At 70.9% G+C, this 19,921-nt stretch carries 21 protein-coding genes and 2 pseudogenes; 5 read left to right on the top strand and 18 right to left on the bottom strand.

What is annotated here, in order from left to right; genetic code table 11:
* Positions 1-523 precede the first annotated feature (523 nt).
* The 3 genes and pseudogenes from AB0J69_RS47025 to AB0J69_RS47015 all read left to right on the top strand — a co-directional run.
* Positions 524-667, top strand: a pseudogene (locus AB0J69_RS47025) (LacI family DNA-binding transcriptional regulator); the annotation flags it as partial.
* A 511-nt stretch (positions 668-1,178) separates the two neighbouring features.
* Positions 1,179-1,409: a hypothetical protein gene (locus AB0J69_RS47020; RefSeq protein ID WP_364132193.1), complete on the top strand. Its 231-nt coding sequence runs from the start codon at positions 1,179-1,181 to the stop codon at positions 1,407-1,409.
* Positions 1,410-1,498: 89 nt separating this feature from the next.
* Positions 1,499-3,733, top strand: a complete 2,235-nt coding sequence (locus AB0J69_RS47015) for a glycosyl hydrolase family 28-related protein (RefSeq protein WP_364132189.1) — start codon at positions 1,499-1,501, stop codon at positions 3,731-3,733.
* A gap of 90 nt (positions 3,734-3,823) precedes the next feature.
* Here AB0J69_RS47015 and AB0J69_RS47010 read toward each other — a convergent pair whose 3' ends face one another.
* Positions 3,824-3,973, bottom strand: coding sequence for a hypothetical protein (locus AB0J69_RS47010; RefSeq protein WP_364132188.1), 150 nt, complete (start codon positions 3,971-3,973; stop codon positions 3,824-3,826).
* A gap of 380 nt (positions 3,974-4,353) precedes the next feature.
* The gene (locus AB0J69_RS47005; protein ID WP_364132186.1) at positions 4,354-5,628 is read right to left on the bottom strand and encodes an MFS transporter; all 1,275 of its coding nucleotides are present in this window, start codon (positions 5,626-5,628) and stop codon (positions 4,354-4,356) included.
* Between the two features lie 100 nt (positions 5,629-5,728).
* On the opposite strand from AB0J69_RS47005, the gene AB0J69_RS47000 reads away from it, so the two are divergent.
* Positions 5,729-6,814, top strand: a complete 1,086-nt coding sequence (locus AB0J69_RS47000; RefSeq protein ID WP_364132184.1) for a helix-turn-helix domain-containing protein — start codon at positions 5,729-5,731, stop codon at positions 6,812-6,814.
* Between the two features lie 299 nt (positions 6,815-7,113).
* Here AB0J69_RS47000 and AB0J69_RS46995 read toward each other — a convergent pair whose 3' ends face one another.
* A complete protein-coding gene (locus AB0J69_RS46995) occupies positions 7,114-7,719 on the bottom strand; it encodes a helix-turn-helix domain-containing protein (RefSeq protein WP_364132182.1) in 606 nt (201 codons plus the stop codon).
* 174 nt (positions 7,720-7,893) lie between these two features.
* Between AB0J69_RS46995 and AB0J69_RS46990 the strand changes: the two genes are divergently transcribed.
* On the top strand, positions 7,894-8,649 hold the full coding sequence (locus AB0J69_RS46990) for a DUF998 domain-containing protein (protein ID WP_364132181.1): 756 nt from the start codon (positions 7,894-7,896) through the stop codon (positions 8,647-8,649).
* A gap of 977 nt (positions 8,650-9,626) precedes the next feature.
* On the opposite strand, the gene AB0J69_RS46985 is transcribed toward AB0J69_RS46990, so the two are convergent.
* The 15 genes and pseudogenes from AB0J69_RS46985 to AB0J69_RS46915 form a co-directional block, all read right to left on the bottom strand.
* Positions 9,627-9,911 carry a hypothetical protein gene (locus tag AB0J69_RS46985; protein ID WP_364132180.1) on the bottom strand — a complete coding sequence of 95 codons (285 nt, stop codon included), beginning with the start codon at positions 9,909-9,911 and terminating at the stop codon, positions 9,627-9,629.
* Positions 9,883-10,074, bottom strand: coding sequence for a hypothetical protein (locus AB0J69_RS46980; RefSeq protein ID WP_364132178.1), 192 nt, complete (start codon positions 10,072-10,074; stop codon positions 9,883-9,885). The genes AB0J69_RS46985 and AB0J69_RS46980 overlap by 29 nt, the downstream gene beginning before the upstream one ends.
* A gap of 209 nt (positions 10,075-10,283) precedes the next feature.
* A complete protein-coding gene (locus AB0J69_RS46975; protein WP_364132177.1) occupies positions 10,284-10,814 on the bottom strand; it encodes a hypothetical protein in 531 nt (176 codons plus the stop codon).
* Positions 10,775-10,957 (bottom strand): annotated as a pseudogene (locus AB0J69_RS46970) (hypothetical protein); the annotation flags it as partial. The gene AB0J69_RS46975 and the pseudogene AB0J69_RS46970, both read right to left, overlap by 40 nt.
* A gap of 56 nt (positions 10,958-11,013) precedes the next feature.
* Positions 11,014-11,820: an aspartate/glutamate racemase family protein gene (locus tag AB0J69_RS46965; RefSeq protein ID WP_364132175.1), complete on the bottom strand. Its 807-nt coding sequence runs from the start codon at positions 11,818-11,820 to the stop codon at positions 11,014-11,016.
* Position 11,821: 1 nt separating this feature from the next.
* Positions 11,822-13,096: an NAD(P)/FAD-dependent oxidoreductase gene (locus AB0J69_RS46960; protein WP_364132173.1), complete on the bottom strand. Its 1,275-nt coding sequence runs from the start codon at positions 13,094-13,096 to the stop codon at positions 11,822-11,824.
* The gene (locus tag AB0J69_RS46955) at positions 13,093-13,860 is read right to left on the bottom strand and encodes a hypothetical protein (protein WP_364132171.1); all 768 of its coding nucleotides are present in this window, start codon (positions 13,858-13,860) and stop codon (positions 13,093-13,095) included. Before AB0J69_RS46955 ends, AB0J69_RS46960 begins: the two co-directional genes overlap by 4 nt.
* Positions 13,857-14,228, bottom strand: coding sequence for a hypothetical protein (locus AB0J69_RS46950; protein ID WP_364132169.1), 372 nt, complete (start codon positions 14,226-14,228; stop codon positions 13,857-13,859). The genes AB0J69_RS46955 and AB0J69_RS46950 overlap by 4 nt, the downstream gene beginning before the upstream one ends.
* Positions 14,213-14,410: a hypothetical protein gene (locus AB0J69_RS46945; RefSeq protein WP_364132167.1), complete on the bottom strand. Its 198-nt coding sequence runs from the start codon at positions 14,408-14,410 to the stop codon at positions 14,213-14,215. Before AB0J69_RS46945 ends, AB0J69_RS46950 begins: the two co-directional genes overlap by 16 nt.
* Positions 14,411-14,486: 76 nt before the next feature.
* Positions 14,487-14,750 (bottom strand): hypothetical protein, encoded by a 264-nt coding sequence (locus AB0J69_RS46940; RefSeq protein WP_364132165.1) that lies wholly within the window; start codon positions 14,748-14,750, stop codon positions 14,487-14,489.
* A gap of 14 nt (positions 14,751-14,764) precedes the next feature.
* Entirely contained in the window at positions 14,765-14,995 is a 231-nt protein-coding gene (locus AB0J69_RS46935; RefSeq protein ID WP_364132163.1) for a hypothetical protein, read from the bottom strand.
* Positions 14,983-16,428, bottom strand: coding sequence for an MFS transporter (locus AB0J69_RS46930; protein ID WP_364132161.1), 1,446 nt, complete (start codon positions 16,426-16,428; stop codon positions 14,983-14,985). Before AB0J69_RS46930 ends, AB0J69_RS46935 begins: the two co-directional genes overlap by 13 nt.
* A gap of 134 nt (positions 16,429-16,562) precedes the next feature.
* Entirely contained in the window at positions 16,563-17,207 is a 645-nt protein-coding gene (locus AB0J69_RS46925; protein WP_364132159.1) for a hypothetical protein, read from the bottom strand.
* A gap of 612 nt (positions 17,208-17,819) precedes the next feature.
* Positions 17,820-19,091: a pentapeptide repeat-containing protein gene (locus tag AB0J69_RS46920; protein ID WP_364132157.1), complete on the bottom strand. Its 1,272-nt coding sequence runs from the start codon at positions 19,089-19,091 to the stop codon at positions 17,820-17,822.
* A 205-nt stretch (positions 19,092-19,296) separates the two neighbouring features.
* Positions 19,297-19,908, bottom strand: coding sequence for a dihydrofolate reductase family protein (locus AB0J69_RS46915; protein WP_364132155.1), 612 nt, complete (start codon positions 19,906-19,908; stop codon positions 19,297-19,299).
* Positions 19,909-19,921 lie beyond the last annotated feature (13 nt).

The following is a 19,921-nucleotide window of genomic DNA, read 5'->3' as shown; positions in this document are numbered from 1 at the left end:
GAAAACCTCCCGGGTCGGCTCGGGCCGGCACCTCTAGCCGGCGCGATCGCCGCCACCGCATGCCGGTGGTGGCCCGATCCGACCCAACAGGGCCCCACACATGCCACCACGCCCCCCAGCAGGTGGACGCAGGCCGCGATGAACCGCGACGTCAAAAGCTTCTCCTGGATGCGGTCCAGGCCGCCATCGGCGAGAACCCGCCCGAGGGTCTGTAGGGGACGGTCGAGCTGGTGCGCGAGCTGGTCTGCCTGCCGCTGGCGATCGAGCAGGCGGGCGCGGCGGTGAGGAACGCGAGGACGCGGCGAGTCACGAAGACCTCCGGGAGATGGGTGCCGAGGCGGTCGCTGCGGTCTCCTGCGGTCGGCGGGTCGGCGGGTCGGCGAGTCGGCGGTTCCGGGCCCGGGCGGAGGGCCGCGATCCGGGCGTTTTCTGCTAATGCGGATTATTACTGGGCTATCACCTCTTGACCCCACCCTTCGTGAAGTCTCACACTCTCTGCTAATGCGCATTATCGAGGAGACGGATGGTGGCAAGACGCCTCACCCAGCAGGACATCGCCCGCATGGCGGGGGTGAGCCAGACCACCGTTCCGCTGGTGCTCAACAACCGTGTGGACAGCGAGGTGCGCATCCCGCCCGAGACCCGGCAACGGGTGCTGCGGGTGATCAGGGAGACCGGCTGCACCGCCGCCCCCGCCGCCCGCAGGCTCGCCGAGGGACACCACCGCATCCTCGTCGTCTTCACCCACGTGGCCGTCTTCCCGGTCATGAGCGCAGACTTCTACCGCCCGTTCCTGGTCGACATCGAGGAGTGCGCCGAGGAGGCCGGGTACGACCTGCTGCTGTTCACCAGCGCGCGGGCCACGCGCGGCAAGCGGCGGATCTTCAACGAGGACAGCCGGGTGCGGCCGGCCGACGGCCGCGTGCCGCTGGGCCGCACGGTGGACCGCGACGACCTGGCCAGGCTCATCGCCGACCAGATCCCGTTCGTGGTGGGCCTGCTCATCCCGAGAGAGGTCACGATCGTGCCGCTGTTCCAGGTGTTCAACAGGGGCGGCCTGATCAACACCACGGGCCGCCGATCGTCGTGCCGATCCTGGGCGCGCCGAGCGTGCCGGCCCCGTTCATCATGCGGCAGTCCTACCTCAGGCTGCCCGGGAACTGGAGGAGACCGCCAGGGTGGACGGCCTGGGCCACTTCGGCACCTTCTACCGGATCGCGTTCCCGCTGGCCAGACCGGCGCTCGGCGCTCTGGCCAGCTTCACCTTCCTGCACTCCTGGAACCTCCACCTGGAGCCGATCGTGTGCCTGTCCAGCCCGACATGTTCACGCAGCCGCAGGCGCTCACCCAGTTCGTCGACGCCTACGGCAGGCCCATGTGTAACGTCCAGCTCGCCGCCGCCTCCATGACCGCCGTGCCGATTCTGATCGTTTTCGTCCTCGCCCAGCGCCAGTTCATCGAGGGACTGGCGCACGCCGGGCTTAAGGAGTGATGTCCTGTGTACTCCCGCCGTGGTTTTGTCTCCCTGGCCGCCGCCGCGGCCGCCTTACCGCTGCTGCCCGAGCCCGCCGCCGCCGATCCGCTCGCGACCGGGGCGGGCCTGCCGGAATCGGCATACCCACCTGGTCCGGACCTGCCGGAGCCGGCGTCCGCGAGCGGGTGGGACCTGCCGGGGTCGGTGTTCGCGACCGCGCCGCTCGACGCGCAGGCCGTGCTGCTCGGCGGGCCCGGTTTCGAGACCCACGCCGATGGCGTCGGCGACGACACGGCGGCGTTGCAGGCCGCCATCGATGAGGCCTCCCGGCGCGGCATCGCCAACAAGCTCGGCGACATCCTCGGCGGCGCCCGCGACTTCCCCCACGGTGACGGGGGCGGCGTCGTCCTCGTGCCCGAGGGCACGTACCGGCTGTCGGGCACCGTCCGGGTGTACGACTCGGTCCGCGTGATCGGCTTCGGCCGCCAGCGTCCCCGTCTCCTCCTGGGGGAGAACAGCCCCGGCTACGCGTCGGGGGCGGCGAAGGACGTGCTCTCCTTCGTACGGCGTCCCGTGGGCGGGCCGATCGCCTACGCCAACAACGACACCTTCGGCTCCGGCCTGGTCAACCTCGACATCACCATCGCGGCCGGCAACCCGGACGCGGTGGCCGTCCGGTTCGGCGGCGCGCAGCTCTGCCTGCTGCAGGACCTCGACATCGACGCGGGCGACGCCCGCGCCGGCATCGACCACAACGCCAACCTGATCCACCGCGTACGGGTGCGCGGCGGCGAGGTCGGCCTGAACGCCTACGCCGCCTCGGCCGGCTGGCAGACCACGCTGCTCGACTGCCGGTTCGAGGGCCAGCGTCGCGCCGCGGTGGCGATGGTCAACGACGCCAAGCTCGTCGTGGTCAGAGCCGTCATCGCGCGCACACCGAGGGCGTTCGAGGGCGCGCCGGGGCAGTGGCAGCACCTGTACGTCCAGGACTCCCACTTCCACGACGTCCGCGACGTCGCCGTGGTGCTCAACGACCAGGTCCCCGGCTCGGAGAACGACCTCATCCGGCGCAGCACCCAGCTCACCCTGCTGAACTGCACGTCCTCGCGGGTCCGCGACCTGCTCCTGCTCGCGCAGAGCGGTTCGCGTACCTCCGCACCGTCGCCGTCGGTCCACATCCGCGAGCTGACGTACGGACTGCGCGTCGAACACGCCCTGACCAGCGGCGAGACCCGGCGGGAAGGCGTGCACGCCGACCTCCGCCCGGGCGTCCCGTTCGGCCGCTTGCTCACCAACCTGAGGCCCGACACCCCCGTGCCGCCGCCGACGCGCGAGTGGGTCAGCGTCGCCGACGTCGCGGCCAGGATGGGGCGCACGATCGGCAAGGGCGAGGACGACCTGGCGGTCTTCCAGGCGGCCGTGGACCGCCACGACACCGTGTTCGTCCCCATCGGGCGGTACACGCTGACCGGCACGCTCCGGCTGCGGGCCGGCACCCGCCTGATCGGCCTGCATCCGCGCCAGACCTGGCTGCTCGCCGCCGACGGCCACCCTGCCTTCTCCGACCCGGACGCGCCACGCGCCCTGGTGTCGACCCCGCGCGGGGGCCGTACCGTCGTGACGGGCATCGGCCTCGACACCGCCAGGCAGACACCGGGGGCGGTGAACCTGCTGTGGCAGTCGGGCGCGGACTCCTATCTGGCCGACATCGCAACCCAGTTCGTCAAGTGGCACCCGGCGGACGCCCCGACGGGCGACCCCGGCTACAGCTACCGTGGCAGGCACAAGTACAGCATCTGGGTACGCGGAGGCGGCGGCACGTTCGCCAACGTGTGGAGCATCAACGGCTGGGCGGACAACGGCCTGCTGGTGGAGGACACCCACGTCCCCGCCACCCTGTACGAGGTCTCGGTGGAGCACCACGAGACCCGCGAGGTGGTGCTGCGCGGCGTGTCAGGATGGCGCTTCCTCGGCCTGCAGACGGAGGACCACATCTACGGCTGGCGATCCCAGGCCGTCGAGATCGAGCGCAGCCGCGACATCCTGCTGGCCAACTCCGTTCTCTTCCGCGTGGCCACCGTCCTGGGGCCGCACCCGTACGCCGTGAGCGTCCGCGGCTCCCGCCGCATCACCCTGCGCGGCAACCGCGGCTACCGCGACAAGACCCCCGAGTTCACCCAGTGGGGCGCGGCCGTGTACGACCATGACAGCGGGCGAAGCGTGCCCGAGGTGGAGTTCACCTTGATCGAAGTGAGATGAGCCACGCCGGAGCGCCGCCCGCTGGTCCTGGGCGACGACCGTGCAGGCTTACCTGGCCGCGCCGCTGTTCTGCGACGCCGAAAGGCAGTTCTACCTGGTTTTGGACGTGTCGCTACGAGCCGGCAGCGCCAGCCAGCCCACGACGCGGCAGAAGATCAGATAGAAGAGACGGAGCGCCACGAGCTTGAGCATGCCCGACCCCGACCACTGCTCGACCCGGAAGCCGGGACAAACCCGCATCTCACGACCGTGAAATGGAGGATTGACACCCTTCACGCCTCCACCCGCCGGACCGTGGCTGTGGCCGCTGTACGAACGACCAAACTCCGCACGATCCGACCGGCTCGTACGGCGGGAACAGCCGCTCGGTGGCCGCGCTGAGCGAAGTCACCTGGCCGGACTCCAGCCGCGCCGGTGACGCCGGATCCACCCGCACAACCGCCCGGCCCGCAGCAGCGTCACCCCCGTCACCATCAACGCCCCCACTTACGCCCTCGCCGCTCTGATCAACCAGTGCGCGCAAGAGGGAACCGACCCTGAGCGGCACCGCACAGGCCTGCGAAGCGCCCGAAACCCTTGGCATCCAGGCCTGAGTGTCTGTATTTCGAACCGTTCGATCCTCACCCGGCTCGCCGACGGGTCCCATGCCCGAGCTCACGAGCCTGCTCGCGCTCGGTGGCAGCAACGGCTGAGCGCGTTCCTCGGTCCTTTTCGGTGGCAACGGCGGAGGCGGAGAGGAGCGTCGCAGCGGCGAGGCCGCCCCAGAGGGCAGCCGGGCCGTGGGGTGCGAGAGCGGTGATGACCGCTGGGGAGGCGGCGAGGCCGAAGCCCGTGGAGAGCTGGAAGCGGGCGAGGGCGCGTCCCAGGACATGCGCTGGGGCGAGCGCGGTGACGAGCGCGGTGGCGCTACCGGCATAGATGATCTCGCCGAGGGTGCAGACGACGGACACCGCGGCGACCGCCGGGGCACCCCAGCCGTGTCCCAGGGAGGTGGCCGCGAGGAAGCCGAGGTAGGACGCGGTGAGCAGCACGCCGGCGAGACCCAGCACAGACCGGCGGGAAAAGCGGGACATCAGGACGGTGACCGGAACCTGCAGGGTGACCACCAGCACCGTGTTGGCCACGAAGATGGCCGCCGACCACACCGGGGAGGCGTGCATCTGCGTCACCAGGACCAGAGGGAGAGCGATTTCGGGGACGTTGAGGCAGAAGACGTAGATCACGTTGGCGGCCAGCAGCGCACGCATCCGGGGTGCGGGCCCGCCGGCCCTGTCCGTGGCCGCGGCAGCGGCCGGATGAGCGTGCACGTGGACCGACCACGCCAAGGCCGCCGCGGCGAGATAGGCGAGCCCGGTGACGGCTGCCAGCGCCTGCAACGCGGTGGTGCCGCCCGCCAGGCATGCGGTGGCGATGAGTGCACCGGCGCCCAGGCCGGCGTTGCGCAGGGCGCGGCCTCCTGCGAGAGCGGCGTCGCGTTCGCGGCCGTGGGCGACCGTGGCCACGAGGGCTGCGTGGGCGGCCGGCCATGCCTGGTTGCCGATGCCGAGGAAGAGCGCCGCCGTCGCGAACAGCCAGACGTTTCCCGTCGGGGTGGCCAGCAGCAGCGCCACGCCCAGCACCCGCACCAGCATCGACGCCGCCACGACCGTGCTGCGTGCGCCCCGGTCCAGCCAACGACCGACCGCGGGCATGCACACCAGACCGACCACGACGCCGACCGTCATGGCGATGCCGGTGGCCGGCGCGGACAGCCTCAGCACCGTCACCCCGTACAGCAGCAGAAAGGGCCGCAGCAAGCCGGTGCCGAGCGCGTCCACGGCCAGGGCGACGGCATAGCGGGGGCCTCCGGAGGCACGGACGAGGGCGCGGGGCCGGATCTTGGTGGTGGTTGCCATGGCGTCAACGGTGCGTTCGGCCGCCGGGCTGGGTACCGTCGGTTGACGGACACCGTCAACCGACACCGTCGCCGGCCATCCGACCAGCGATGATGAGGGAATGACGTTGAGGATCGACATCGGCGGCCTGCCGTCCGGGCGACTGCGGTTCACCGCCTCCCCGCTGGCCGAGCTGACCGCGATGCTGCACGTGCTGGCCGAACCCGGGCATCACCCGCAGCTCGCCGGCTGGGCCGCAAACGTCTGGGCCGGGCTGCGGCCGGAGCTGGCCGAGCGGTTGCGGGAGGCGGAGTTCCTCTGGCGTTCCTCACGAGCCGACTTTCTGGTCCCCGCCCGTCCCCGGCCGACCCTCGCCGAGGAACTGGACGATGTAGACCGGATCGACGACGAAACCTATGTGACCGCCGCGCTCGTCACCACGTGCGGCAGCAACCGGGTCCACTTCGCCGGGCCGTCGCCGCTCGCCGACGCGACGGCGCGCGAGCGGGCCCTGGGCCTGGCCCAGGCCCGCGGCGCGCTTCAGGAGGCCTTCGCGGAACGGCTGCTCGCGGACCCGGCCGCCGTGCGGGCGCGGGTGCGTCACACCCTCGAACAGTGCGCCGAGGCCTTCTTCGACACCGCCTGGACGGGCGTCGCCGTGCAACTCGCCACCGACCTGCGCCTGAAGAACGACCTGCTGAAGCGCCAGGGCATCGGGGCGGCACTCGCGTCGGTCTCCGGCGCCGTCACCCTGGCGCCGGACGGCAACTGCATCATCGTGGACAAGCTGCAGGACAATGCGACCGCCGCCCACGACACGGGGGTCACCTTCCTCCCCAGCGTCTTCGGCCGCCCGCACCTGGTGGTGATCCACGCGCCCGGGTGGCAGCCGGTGGTGCAGTACCCCGTGGCCGAGGCAAGTCCATCGAAGCCGGTATCGCTCGAAACGGTCACGCTACGGCTGGAGGCACTCGCGCATCCGGTACGGCTGCGGCTGCTGCGCACCCTCGCCCGCGGCCCGCACACCACCGGTGAGCTGGCCCACGCCTGGGAACTTTCACCCCCGGAGGTTTCCCGCCACCTCGCTGTCCTGCGCCGCGCGGGCCTGCTCACGGCCCGGCGGCAGGGCCGTTACGTCCGTTACACCGTCAATCTGCCCGATCTGACGGCGCTGGGGGCCGACCTGCTCGCAGCCGTACTGCGCTGAATAGCGTTGAGGCGTATCGGCAGTTCGCTGTGCCCACCTGCGGAGACTTCCCACAAGGTCGCTTCACTGCTGCGGCGCTTCACCTGCGGGTTCAGGACGATCACAGCACCGGTCGAGCGCATCCGATCCGGTAAACGCCCAGCTCGGACAGCGTGGAGCCGGCGAATTCGCCGACCTGCACGACGCGCGTTGGGTACGCAACAGCTCACAGCACTCCGGCACAGTGTTGCGGCCCCGACAAAGCGGCCACCGTGACCGGGGCCTTCGTCGCCTCGGCGATGCTACCGCTCCGCGAGCCTTCACCCGGATGCGCTCCAGTCTCCGGCCTCGTGGTAGCGCGCCCAGCCTTCATCGAGGAGTCGGAACCCTGCATCGACGGTCGATTCTGGATCTGCCTCGTGGGCGGCGCTGAGCTGGATCTGCAGGGCGAAGCGGACGTAGAAGCGGATCTCGTCGTTCGGCTCCGTGAGCCCAAACTCCTGGGTGATCGCGGCAACCAGGGCGCCCTCATGGCGGAACCACATCTTCTCCGCGTAATCGATCAGGGCCGGTGTCTCTTCCATGAGGGTGAGGATCTGACGTTGGGGCCCGGACCTCATCGCGGCGATCTCGGAGAGGTAGTGCGCCTTCAGCGCGTCGGAGATCGTGGTCCCCGGCGCCCGGCCGCTTACCGCGGCCACGAGGCGCTCATGCCGTTCGTCCTCGTCGCTGAAGACAAGCGCCTCCTTCTGCGGGAAGTGCGTGAAAACCGTCTTGGGTGAGACGTCCGCCTTGTCCGCGATCTCGCGGACGCTGACCCCATCGAAGCCGCGCTCGAGAAAGAGCGCCGTAGCCGCGTCCAGGATCGCCGCCCGCGTTGCTGCCTTCTTGCGTTCACGCCGTCCCACGGCCGTTCCATCAACCATGGCCAGATCCTACTAGCCCCGGACTCCAACTACATTGACAGTAAAAGTAGTCTCGATATAGTCAGTGTGTGAGTGTAGTTAAATCGGCGGCTGGGATTCCCGATGCTGCCTCGACTCGGCACGAACCTCCACCGACCCCGGCGCCCAGTGCCGGCACCAGAAAGGACCATGGCCATGGCCGGCAACATCGACTCGCTCTCGAGCCGGGAGCGAAACGAACCCGTGAACGACGCCGAGCCTGAAGCGCTCGCCTCCGGCGCGCGTCGGCCTTCGCAGCGCCGAACCGCGGGAGCGTTGCTCATCGCCGGGCCGGTGATCTTCTTGCTGGCCGAGTTCATCGCCGCCGCGGCATGGACAGATCCGCCCTACAGCTACACGTATCACTTCATCAGCAATCTCGGAGTCCACGGGCCTTCGACACTGTTCGGGCAGTACATGTATTCACCGCTGGCATGGGTGATGAACACCGGCTTCTTCCTGTTCGGGATCACAATCCTGGCCGGTGTGGCTGTGCTGCGCGGTCTGCTGGGCCGGCACCGCTGGGCAGCGCTCGTGCCCGCGACGCTGCTGGCCGCCGGCGGCGTCCTGCTGGGATTGTTTCCCGGATCCGGCGAGGCGATGAACGACGGCACCGGCGACTTCCATGCCTTGGGCGCCTGGGCCGGCTTCATCGGCGCCAACGTACTGGCCATCATGCTCGGGGGCATGCACCGACGCGTCGGACTTTCTCCGAAAATCGGGCGGACGCTGGTCACGGTCGGCGTGATCGGTCTGGTTTCGACGGTGGCCTATTTCGCCGACGTCATTTCCGGGGCCAACGTCCTCGTCGGCCTCATCGAACGCGGTGCCGTCCATCCATTCCTGCTCGGCCTCGGCTGCGCGGGAGTTTCGATCTGGCATGGGCGTAGCCGTCCCTCAGCGACCGGCTGAGCCGGTTGATGCGGCTGTTCGTTCGCGTGAGGGCCTTCTACCGTGGGGCAGGCGTGCGAGGCGGCGGTGGCGATGGGACGTGGGGCTTGGCACCGCATCCGGCTCGAGCAAGCCGCGAGGGCCGGGTGTGTCGGTCGGCGGGCCAGTACGGGTTTCGCGGTCTCCCTTCGGTCTCCCCTCCCAGTTGGGAGGGGTCCGTTCGGGTGGGGCCGCTGCATATTCGCAGGTCACGCGGGAGCAGCGGGGTGAATGGATGTCACGCTTCATGAAGGCGACATCGCTTCGTCCCGCTGCTCGTGTCTCGCGTCCGCATCGTGGATGCGCAGGTGAAGCCCTACGCCGGCGGCTTGGTGACGCTAGTCGATCGCCTTGTCGACCTTCCGCCAGTCGACGAACTTGAAGTCCGTGGATCAGCGTTCCGCCACATGCCGGGCTGTGTCGCCAACTGGCGTTTTAGCAGTTAGGCGCCATGGCATATGGCCGAAGGGTGCCGTGGGTGCCGGGCTGGATCGGCACTGTTCCGAACTGCCGGTCTCCCACGAGGGTGGGGCCGACTCGACCTCCTCCGTCTGGCGGGTCTGCGTGTTCCGAACGCCCCGCGTGCGCGGGGCCGACTGGTCCATCACCTCCGGCAACGTGCTGCGCTACGGAACACCCCCGCGTGCGCGGGGCCGACCTTGTTCACCTGCGACTTCGTCAGCGGAAAGCGCTGTTTTCCTTCGGTTGCCAGCTGGTCGGTCGATGCATATGTCTGTGTCGTCCTCAAGCCGGGGAGTACTCAGAGTCAATGGAGTGATGTATGTGGACCATATCGCAGCTGTGTGTTGGAGAACTTGTCCCTCGGTGTGGTGATGCATCGTCGATGGAGGCGTTGCACGACGACGAGGCCATTGTCATGTTCCGCTGCAACGCTCCTCTACCATGATTGCCCCGCTCGGACGGCCATCGGCGCCGTCGAACAGCTACAGCAGGTGACGTCAGAAGTCGAGTTCCTGCGGGAGCTCGCCGGTCAGGACCGCGTGTTCCAGTAGGGCTTTCCTGTCGGCCCCCAGGTCATTGCCTATCTCCTCAGCGGCGCGAGCGAGATAATACGCCACTTCGAAGCCTTTCGAGGGTGCCTCTCTGACAAGGGTGCGCAATGTCTCCAGATCCCGGACTACCTCAAGCAGCGGTGCGATTCGTGGCCAAGTGGCCGTCCCCACTTGCGGCTTTGGATGTTCGGTCGGGTTGGCCTCATTCTTGATGTACGTTTTTGCCCGCATGAGCTGGTGGGCGCTGGGGCGTCATCCCGTCCCAGCGCTGGCGAAGGTACTCCTTCCAGGAGTTCCAGACGACGGTTGTGGATGTCCGCCACAGCTCGCCGTCGTGAATGTAGGTCAGAGCCTCGCTGGTGGCGATCAGCCATTGGTTCGTGACGATCACCATCTGGCGCTCGCAGTCCTCCAGCGTTGGATGACCGCCCTGGGCCACGATGCCCGCGATCGGCAGTGGAGCATGGACTTCAACAAATTTGTTGATGCTCGCTTCTGGGTGGATCGCCGCTTCTGCGATGGCCTCGTGCGGGGCCGCGCGTACAGTTGCTGCTCGAATCGGTCCATCGCCAAGAACTGTTCGAGCGGGACGGGGGCATGGCGTCAGACATGGAGCTCCTTGCGAACGATGTCGCCGAGCTCGGACCATCGCTCCAGCACGAGCCGGTTGTCCTGATCCATGCGGCTGATGAACTCGCGTACCGTCTTTCCTTCGTTACGAGCCTTTTCGATGGCTGTACGGCGCGGCATTTCTCCGAGCCGGCGCAGGCCCGCAGCGTCGAGGATTTCGCGGGCCTCGCGGTTGACGATGCTTCTTTCTGAGGTCTCGGAGGCGAACCAGCCAAGATGCCTGATCTCGTACTGAGTGCCGGTCTCCAGGGACCTGCACTGGCTGAACAGCATCTCCTGGATGCCGAGGCTGGCTTTCACCAATTCGGGGCACAGGATCGTGCCACCGAACTGCCTGTCCGCGCCGTTGGCGTTGCTCTTGCCTGCGCAGGCGACCAAGGCTTTATCCGTTGCCAGGGTGAGTGTCGGTGGGCAGTCGATGATGACGACGGCGCGGCCTTGCGCAGCGAGTCGCGGGTGTGCTACCACACCCCGGCCATCGAGCGGATCGGGCGCGGCTCGCACAGGCCCTCCTTGACGAACAGCGGCAGGATCAGGTCGGCCGGGTGCAGCCGGGTCTCGGCCACCAGGCGGCGCAGCGCGGGGGTGCGGCGCAGCCGGCGCGGCCGGTGCACGGGCGTGACCGGCCCTATCACCGGCCCTATCATCGGCGCCGACGACGTCCCCGTCATGGGTGGGATCAGCGGCGGGATCAGCGGCGGGGTCATCGGTGCGCTCCCTGCTCGTGCAGGGCCTGCTGCAGACGCTCCAGCAGCGGCCGGGGCGCCAGGCTGCGCCAGTACCCGGTCGTGGGGCGGGCGACGATGCGCAGCGCGCGCAGCTCGCACAGGTACTCGGCTTGTTTGATCGCCCATCCGCCGGGGTCGATCACGGGCAGGCCGGCGAGCTCGTGAATGCTCAGGTGGACCAGGATCTCGTTGACGATGCGCTCGGCCGGGACCAGCCACTGCGCGCCCGCCTCGGCGGCGTCGGCGGCGGACTGGCCGTAGGCGTTGACGAGCGGGGCGAAGTCCCCGGCCAGCGCCCGCTGGACGAGTTCGGGCCCGTGCTGGATCACCTGGTAGGCGGCCAGCGGAGCGCCGGCCGCGGTGATGTTGGCGGTGATGGGCTCGACCAGGTGCGGGTGGAAGCCCAGCACGCCCAGGCGGTGCTGCTCGGCGCGGGCGGCCTGCCAGACCACATCGCCGTAGCCGACGACCGGGATGGAACAGCGGGTCTGCGCGGCGGCCAGCCCGGGGTCCTGACCGGCGCCGCTGATCCACGCGTGGTAGCGCTGATGCTCGGCGGCCACCGCGCTGTCGGCGAAGAAGTTGGCGATCATCAGCCCGCTGTCGCCGTAGCGGACGAGCTGCTCGGGCAGCTGGGCGTCATACGCCTGGGCCGGCAGGGTGTGGATCTCGACGGTGCTGGTGCGCGCGACAGCGGCCACGTGCTTGGCGTACATCTCATCCAGCAGCGGCGAGCGGTCCATGACGGCGTGTTTCTGCAGCCAGACGTGCCAGATCTGCATGTCAGGTACCAATCGGGTGGGGGATCGGATGGGCGGTGCTGTGCGGCGGGCTGCCGTTCAGCGGGGTGCCGTTCAGCGACGTGCCGTTCAGCGACGTGCCGTTCAGCGGGAGGGTGTCCAGCAGGGAGGCTTCGGCTAGGTAGGCGCGGGTGGCGGCCGGGTCGTCGGCGATGGCGCGCAGCCGGGTGACGGCGGCCTGCAGGTGGTGCGGCCGGCCGTCTTGCACGCCGGCCACCCGCGCCTCACTCCGGGGGATGATCTTGTCGAGGGTGATCGTGCGCCGCCGGGCGGCCCAGCCTTCGAGCGCCGCGGTGCTGGCCGCGCCCGCCAGCACCGCGGCGAGCACCTGGCCGGCCTCGGCCGCGTCGTGCAGGCCGGCGTTCATGTTGAGCCCGCCGGCGGTCGAGGCCAGATGCGCGGCGTCCCCGGCGAACAGCACCCGGCCGCGCCGGAAGCAGGGCAGCACGGCGCGGGCCAGCCGGTAGGTGTGCAGGTGCAGGACGTGCAGGCGCCGGTGCGGCGGCAGGGCCCGCCGGGCGAGCGCGATCATGGCCTTGCGGGTCAGGAACGTTTCGGCGGGGACGCGGACGACGATCCGCCAGTGATCGGGCAGTTGCAGCAGGCTGCGGGACACCTTGTCGCGCACGTAGGTCAGCGGCGCCAGGCCGGGCAGCACGTCGGTCAGCGGCGTGTCGGTCATGATGCGCACCGCCCGGGTGGGATACGGCACCACGGGGAAGGCCAGCCCGAGCGCGGCGCGGATGGTGCTGTGCGCGCCGTCGGCGGCGATCACGTACCGGGCCGATTCCCAGGTGCGGCCGGTGCGCACCCGCACCCCCGGCCCGGTGTCGGAGATCGCCTCCACCTTCGCGCCGAAGCGGACCTGGGCGTGCGGGTGGCGCCCCAGCCGGCGCAGCAGCAGCGCGGTCAAGGTGCGCTGCTCCACGTGCAACCGGAACGGATGTGCCGTTAGCCGGTGCGGGTGTGCCGGTGTCCCGGCGAGCGCCCCCATGTTCATCTGCGCCAGCAGGTCTCCGTCGCGGGTGCGCCACTGCAGCGCGTCGACCCGCATGCCGGCGGCGATCAGCGATCCGGCGACGCCGAGCTCGGCCAGCAGGTCCAGCGTCGCGGGATGGAACGTGCAGGCCCGCGAGTGCGCGCTCAGGCCGCCCTCGGCCTCGTGCACCACGACGGTGACGCCGGCGTTGGCCAGGGTGAGGGCCGCGGTCAGGCCCACCGGGCCGGCGCCGACCACGATCACCTGCGGGCCGCTCATCGCAGCCCCTGGGCGGCCAGCCGGTACAGCGGCCAGGGCAGGCTCTGCCGGGGGATCGGGCCCAGCCGGTGCAGCGCCCACCAGGCGGTGCACAGGTTCGAGGTGAGCAGGACGCGCTTGTTGCCGGCGCCGAGCAGCGGCAGCACGCCGAGCGTGGCCATCCCGGTGCCGGTGCACAGCAGCACCGCGTCGTCCGGCAGGTCGGCGCGCTCGATCTGGTCGACCAGCTCGGCGGGCTGCACCTGGTAGGGGGCGTAGGTGTGCGCGGCGGTCTGGATGCCGACCACCTCGACCCGCAGCCCGGCCTGTTCCCAATAGGCGCAGGCCTGCTCGGTGAGCCACGGCTCATAGGGGCTGATGAGGACCAGGTCCTTGCTGCCGAGCCGCTGCAGCACCTGCCAGGTGGCCAGCGTGGCGGTGCTCACCGGCACGCCGTGGATCGTGCTCCACTGCTCGCACCTGTCGGCGTCCTGGTTGGGGCCGAGCGGGTAGCGGGAGCCGCTGCAGGCCAGCACCACCGCGTCCAGCAGCAGGCCGAGCTGCCCGAAGGAGGCGATCATGTCCGGGACCGCCTCGTTGTAGGCGCTGAGCCGGTCGGCCAGCGGCTTGTGCAGCACCGGCAGCCGGGTGGTGTGCGTGGTGGCGTGCGGGGCGAGCAGGTGCGTCACTTCCGGCTCGGCGACGGCGTTGGCTGGCGGCACGATGAGCCCGACCCGGCTGTGGCCCAGCGGGTGCCGGCTGATCTGCGCGGGCGGCGTCGTCACCGGCTCCACACCGCTTGGCCGCCGGCGCGCTCGCTGGTGTCCAGGGCGAACAGGCGGGCCAGCGCGTCGGCCTGCCGGGCGCCGGCCGGGGAACCGGCCTGCGCCAGCAGGCGTTGGCAGGCGGGCCGGATCAGCAGCTCCACCACCTGGTGCGCGGCCGAGTCGACCTGGGCGCACACGCCGGGGTCCAGCCGGATCCGGGCCCGCAGCCGGGCCAGCTCGGCGTCGATGACCGCGGCGGCCTTGAGCCGCAGCGCCGCCACCACGTCGGCCTCCTCGAGCGCAGCCGGGACAGCCGCCGGTACAGCAGGCGGGGCGGCCGTCACGGGGGCGGGGACGGTCGGGGCGGTAATCAGCAGCCCGTCCACGACGCCGCGGCGACGGCGGCCTGCCGCTCGGCTTCGGCGCTGTGGCCGGACGGGTCCTGACGGATCGTCACCCGGAACCGGCCCGGGCCCAGGACGGTGGCGGCGGTCTCGGTGAGCGCGGTCAGGATCCGCGCGCGCTGGTGATCGGTGGGGGCGGCGAGGGCCTCGACGGTGATGAGCACGGCTGGGGTCTCCCTGCGAACAGACACGGCGGACAGACACGACACACAAAAGGGGTGGGGTGGAGCGGGCGGGCGGTCAGCTGGCGCGGGCCAGCGCCTGGTCGATCAGCGCGATGGCCTGGCCGGCGATGTCGTGGACCTGGCGCAGCCGGTGCACCGTGGGAGCGGTGGCGGCGGAGACGACGGGAATGGCCGCGGTCGGGGTTTCGTCGGGATGCGGCAGGCCCGGATCGTGCGGGCGGACGGAGCGGGGGTAGGGCGGGCGGTACAGTCCGCCGCCGGGCCTGGCCGCCTCCTGCGGCTGGCCGGCCGGGGTGTCGTCGTGGCGTGGGTGGCGCATCACGGCTCCTTTCCTCACAGGTGGGTCCACACGCCGCGGCCCTGGCGGGCGCGGGCATGATCGGCAGAGTGCAGCCGGGCCAGCTCGGCGCCGGTCTCCCGCTGGACGTCGAGCAGGGCGCCGCGGACCTGCTGCAGCAGGCCGCGCAGCACGACCACCTCCGCGTCCAGGTCGCGGGGGCGGTAGGCGTCGCTCACCCCCAGGTCGCGGCCGCCGCGGCGGCACAGCTGGATCAGCGCGCCCATGGCAGCAGCGCGGCCAGCAGCAGGCAGCCGGCCAGCACGGAGGCGTTGCCGGGTAGCGGGCCGGGCAGCAGGGGTTGCTCCAGCAGCGCGGTGGCGGCGGCCACGCCCAGGGCGCCGCCGAGCATCAGGGCGGTGGTGACGGCGTCGGCTGCCGCGCCCCACTCATCGGCCGGGACGTTGTGGGTGGCCACGCTGGCGCTGGCCGCCGACAGCGTCCCGAATCCGGCGCCGAGCAGCAGCGCGGTCGCCAGGGTCCAGGTCGACAGGTGGTGATCGACCAGCAGCAGGGTGCAGCCGGCGCCCAGGATGAGGGCCCCGCTGCACAGCACGGTGTTCAGCCCCAGGCGGCGGGCGGCCAGCGCGGCCAGCGGGCTGCACACGATCAGCGCCAGCGAGATCGGCACCATCCAGGCCCCGGCGCGGGCGGCGGCGATGCCGAGGTGTTGCAGGTAGAGCGGGCCGATGGCCAAGACGATGAAGGACGCCGCCCCGTACAGGGCGGACGCCAGCCCGCCCCAGACCAGCAGGGGACGGCGCCACAGCCTCAGGTTGAGCGCGCCCGCCGGATGCCGCCGGGACAGGGCGAGCACCACGGCGGCCAGCACCACGGCGGCGGCCGCGCAACCGAGCGTGCGGGCCGAGCCCCAGCCCCACGCCGAGCCGCGCGACAACGCCAGCACCGCGTCGGCCAGCGCGGCGGCCAGCAGCACCGCCCCGGCCAGGTCGGGGGCACGCCGGTCGGCCGCGCGGGAGGTCGGCAGGGCCGGCATCGCCACCAGCACCGCGATCGCCAGCACGGCGCTGGGCAGATACAGCCCGCGCCAGCCCAGCGCCTGCGCCAGCGTGCCGCCGGCCGCCTGCACCAGCACGATGCCGATCCCGGAGGAGGCGCTCCACCAGGCCAGCGCCACGCCGCGCCGCCCGGCGGGCAGTTCGCCGAGCATCAGGGCGAGGCCCGCCGGTACCATCAGCGCCGCCCCGACGCCTTGCAGCAGCCGGGCGGCCAGCAGCAGGGGCCAGGTCGGCGCGCAGATGACGCCGGCGGCGCCCACCCCCCACAATGCCGCGCCCACCGCCAGCACCCCGCGCCGCCCCACCTGGTCGGCCAGGTGCCCGCCCCAGGTCACCAGGGCGGCCAGGGCGACGGCGTTGAGCGTGGCCACCCAGCCCACCTCGCCGAGCGCCATGCCGGCCGTGAGCCGATCGGCGCGCAGCAGGGGCACGGCCAGCGCGGTGGCGGCATTGTCAGCCATGATCGCCGTCATCACGCCGCAGGCCACCAGGCGCGGGAGCCGCGCGTGACCGCGGACGCGGTGCCGGGCCGCCCGGCCCGCGTGACGATCAGGATCCGCGGCGGCGCGACCGCGAACAGCGGGAGGGGTGCCGCGCCCGGCGTGTTCGGTGCCGCTGGCACGCAGCGGGGTCAGCGTCATGGGCATGCTCCCCGAGGGCGGGTCAGCCGGCGTCCGGGACGCGGTGCCCCGGCTCACGGTTGACGACCCTGGCGGCGATGCGCCGCTCGGTCACTCCGGCCGGTGGTCCCCCGTCGATGAGCGGCAGCGGCCCGTCAGCCAGGTCGAGCAGGCGGCAGGCCCGCAGCCATGGCCGGGCCTGGGCCAGCACGCGCCGCCCGCCGTCGGGAGTGCCGCCGGCGGGGCTGATCGCACACCCAGCCGGCGAGCGCGCGGGCAATGCGCACGTGCTGCCGGCAGGCGGCAGCGACCTTGACCTCCAGGCCGGCTACCTGGCCCAGCAGCAGCTGCAGCCGCTCCACCTGCGAGCTGCGCTCGATGCAGGTCAGCTCGGCCAGTTCCGCGGGCCAGCGCAGCAGCGTGCGCACGTGCGCGCCGGTGGCGGCCACGATCGCCGCCTGTGAGCCGGCGTGCGGGGCGTCCTGCGGCGGTGTGCTCGCCCCGGCCTGCAGCCGGACGGCGCACGTCACGGCGCTTTCGGCCGTCGCCTGATAGTCGGCCAGCCGTCCGCGCAAGGCCGCCTGCAGCAGCCGAGCCCGGTATCTCAGCCCGGACGGGCTCCAGCCCAGCACCAGCACGTGGCCGTCGCTAGGGTCGGTGTGCCAGCCCACGCGCGCCAGCCCGCGCGCCAGCCGGTGATGCACCATCCACCGGCTCACCTGCCCCGAGACGGCACCGGCCGTCGCCTCCGCCGTCTCCGCCGTCTCCGCCGTCTCCGTCCACACCTGCACGCCGCCCATCGGCCAAGGGCCGGTCCGAACCCGGACGCCGGGCGGGGCCAGGCGCGCGCAGAGGCGCTCGATGACGTGCCGCCGAGCCAGCGCCGCTGACTCCGGCTCCGTGAAGGGCTGCTCACCCCATGGTTCCCATAAAAGCAAACAATTGGAGCCCATCTCTGGAGATACCTTCCAGGAGCGATAGGGGTACGCACTGTGCCGAACCAGAGATCAAACAGTTCTCAGGCCATTGATACTGCGCAATTGACCTCTTCCGTGTCAACTGCCACTTTTTTCACAAGTCAGATCCGTCAGTGTGATCACGTAACAATGTTTTTGCACAAACGCAAAGGGGCAGCGAGTGCATGCCGCGACAACGAGCGTCCTCTCGCCGGGGGATCGGAGCACCGCGCAGCCGGTGTGCGCCCTGTCCAGCGCTTCGTCGGCTCAGGGTTAATGTGCGAGTGACTGGAGGCCGTCTCACCGATAGAAGGCGAGAGGTCCGCACCCAGGTTCTATAGCTTGATCATTTCAGCGCCGAGGCTCGCGCCTCGATCCTCGGGCGGGAAGGCCGTCACCCGAGCTACTTCATTGGATGTGCCGTGCCTCCGGACGGCCGGCCCAGGGGCGGCTATGTCAATCCTCGGGCCTCGGGGCTGGTTCCGGCCCGGACCCGGCCGCCCCGCCGCCCTCCTCATCCGGCGTCGCCAGGCGCAGCGTCCCCCAGTCATCAGCTGGCTCCTCCCGCCAGCCCGGCGGCCATGTCCGCGTCATACGCGCGCCCGCCGGTGCCACCCGCACGCCGTCCATCTGCGCCCGCTCCAGCCCCGTCGCCTTGACGAACCTAGCGCCGCGGGTGAAGGTCGCATTGCGGAAGTGGGCGTGGCTGGCGAAAGTCGCCCTGCCAAACCCGGCGTCGCCGGTGAAGGTCACGTCGCCGAACATGGCGTCGCCGGAAAAGGTCGCCCCGTCGAACCAGGCGTCGCCGGAAAAGATCGTCGCGTCGAACCAGGCGTCGCCGGTGAAGGTCGTCGCGTTGAACCGTGCGTCGCCGGTGAAGGTCACGTCGCCGAACCGGGCGTCGCCGGTGAAGGTCGTCCCGATGAACGCAGCGTCGCCGGTGAAGGTCGCCCTGCTGAACCAGGCGTCTCCCACGCGGCAGTCGTGCAGGTCGAAGTGCTCCAGGGTGGCGCCGGTGAGGTCGAGACGCATGTCGGGCCAGTGGCGGGCGTCGGAATCGGTATCGCGTCGCTTCCACCAGCGGCGGGCGGGCGGGTCCTGGTAGCGCAGGTGGGCGGCCAGGATGCGCTGAGCGGTGAGGCGGACTTGGCGCTCCTCGTGGGGATCGCGGCCGGCGGAGGCGGAGACGCCAGCGATGGTGGCACGTGGCACGGCGGGCTCGTCGGTGGCATCAAGGTCCGGTGGTGGGGCGAACGGCATGCGGAGATACGCACAGATGACGTCCACGATGGTCTGTCGTAGCGCCGGGGTGTCCTGGGCCAGGCGTTCCAGGGCATGCAAGCCACCGAGGCGGACCGGGGCCTGGTCGTTGCCGAGCTGTTCGACCGCCTTCGTGTAGAGCTCGGTGACCCGGCGCTCGGCAGCGTCGTGCGTGGTGTGCGCGGTAGCCAGCTCTTGGTGCCGCTGGCGCCGCACGGCCAGCAGCAACGTCACCGCGGCGCCGACGCCGGCACCGGCCGCCAGCGCGGTCCGGACGGCCTCGATCCGGGTGGCCACCTGCCTGTCGACGTCCAGCCTGCCCACGTCCTGCAGCAGCCAGGCGCTGACACCCCAGACTGCCGTGCCGACCAGCAGCGCGGCGGGAAGAGCCCACCACCACATCGACCGCGGCGGCCGCAGCTCGGGCGGACGGGCGGACGGGCGGGGAGAGCGCCGGATAAGGCCCATGCACCCATTCCATTCACCTGGCACACCGGCGCGGAGGTGAATTGCTCAAATTGCTCAACCCTCCTTCACCGGCCTGCGACAACGCCGCTACTTTGCGGCTATGGCCACACTCAACCGGTCGACGAACTCATGGGTTATTTCTCACACTTGATCAGTCACTCGCGCACGGCGGTTGCCAGTCAGCGACAGAAGCGGATCTCTTGCATTACACCGGCCTCTGGGGCGCGCGGCGATAGATCATATGAGTCACACCGATTCCCTCGATAACCTCCACCTGCTCGAAGCCGATCGGTGCTGTGGCGTTGAGCCCGGCCAGCACAGGCGTGCCGCCGCCGAGTACCACTGGCACAACGTCCATCCGCAACTCGTCGAGCAGGCCGGCCCTCAACGCGTCGGCCACGGTGCCGCCGGGACCGACGCCGATGTCGCGATGCCCGGCCACCTCGCGGGCCCGCGCGATCGCGTTCTCCACGCCGTCACTGACGAACGTGAACGGCGTCGTCGCCGCCCAGTCGGATGGCGGTGGGCGGTGGCTGACAACGAACACTGGTACGCCGCTCGGGTGTCGCCCGTCCCAGCCCGCGGTGAGGTCGAACAGGTTCCGGCCGACGACACAGGCTCCGAGCATCTCCTGGAGTCCGCGCAGGTAGCGGGCCGTTGCCTCGGAGGTGCGGTAGGTCAGCCGGTCCGGATCGGCCGTTGGCGTGGCCACGGTGCCTGCCGTGCACCAGGCGAACAGCTTGTCGAAGCCTGACTGGCCGGGGCCGGAGATGTACCCGTCCAGCGAGACCGACGCCTGTGTGAAGACCTTTCCCATGGTTACCCCCAGA

The sequence above is a fragment of the Nonomuraea sp. NPDC049709 genome, assembly GCF_040674815.1.
Taxonomy (GTDB): domain Bacteria; phylum Actinomycetota; class Actinomycetes; order Streptosporangiales; family Streptosporangiaceae; genus Nonomuraea.
The sequence above is the reverse complement of the archived record's forward strand: the minus strand, read 5'-3'. Positions and strand labels throughout refer to the sequence as shown.

Coding starts and splice junctions, on each gene's coding strand:
- AB0J69_RS46935 (WP_364132163.1), bottom strand. CDS start 14,995: ATGGGCGCGCTGATCCAGCTGTGCCGCCGCGGCGGCCGCGACCTGGGG.
- AB0J69_RS46940 (WP_364132165.1), bottom strand. CDS start 14,750: ATGCGCCACCCACGCCACGACGACACCCCGGCCGGCCAGCCGCAGGAG.
- AB0J69_RS46925 (WP_364132159.1), bottom strand. CDS start 17,207: ATGGGCGGCGTGCAGGTGTGGACGGAGACGGCGGAGACGGCGGAGACG.
- AB0J69_RS46930 (WP_364132161.1), bottom strand. CDS start 16,428: ATGACGCTGACCCCGCTGCGTGCCAGCGGCACCGAACACGCCGGGCGC.
- AB0J69_RS46965 (WP_364132175.1), bottom strand. CDS start 11,820: ATGCAGATCTGGCACGTCTGGCTGCAGAAACACGCCGTCATGGACCGC.
- AB0J69_RS46990 (WP_364132181.1), top strand. CDS start 7,894: ATGGCCGGCAACATCGACTCGCTCTCGAGCCGGGAGCGAAACGAACCC.
- AB0J69_RS46960 (WP_364132173.1), bottom strand. CDS start 13,096: ATGAGCGGCCCGCAGGTGATCGTGGTCGGCGCCGGCCCGGTGGGCCTG.
- AB0J69_RS46980 (WP_364132178.1), bottom strand. CDS start 10,074: ATGGTGATCGTCACGAACCAATGGCTGATCGCCACCAGCGAGGCTCTG.
- AB0J69_RS46920 (WP_364132157.1), bottom strand. CDS start 19,091: ATGGGCCTTATCCGGCGCTCTCCCCGCCCGTCCGCCCGTCCGCCCGAG.
- AB0J69_RS47005 (WP_364132186.1), bottom strand. CDS start 5,628: ATGGCAACCACCACCAAGATCCGGCCCCGCGCCCTCGTCCGTGCCTCC.
- AB0J69_RS47010 (WP_364132188.1), bottom strand. CDS start 3,973: ATGCGGGTTTGTCCCGGCTTCCGGGTCGAGCAGTGGTCGGGGTCGGGC.
- AB0J69_RS46985 (WP_364132180.1), bottom strand. CDS start 9,911: ATGCGGGCAAAAACGTACATCAAGAATGAGGCCAACCCGACCGAACAT.
- AB0J69_RS46995 (WP_364132182.1), bottom strand. CDS start 7,719: ATGGTTGATGGAACGGCCGTGGGACGGCGTGAACGCAAGAAGGCAGCA.
- AB0J69_RS47000 (WP_364132184.1), top strand. CDS start 5,729: ATGACGTTGAGGATCGACATCGGCGGCCTGCCGTCCGGGCGACTGCGG.
- AB0J69_RS46915 (WP_364132155.1), bottom strand. CDS start 19,908: ATGGGAAAGGTCTTCACACAGGCGTCGGTCTCGCTGGACGGGTACATC.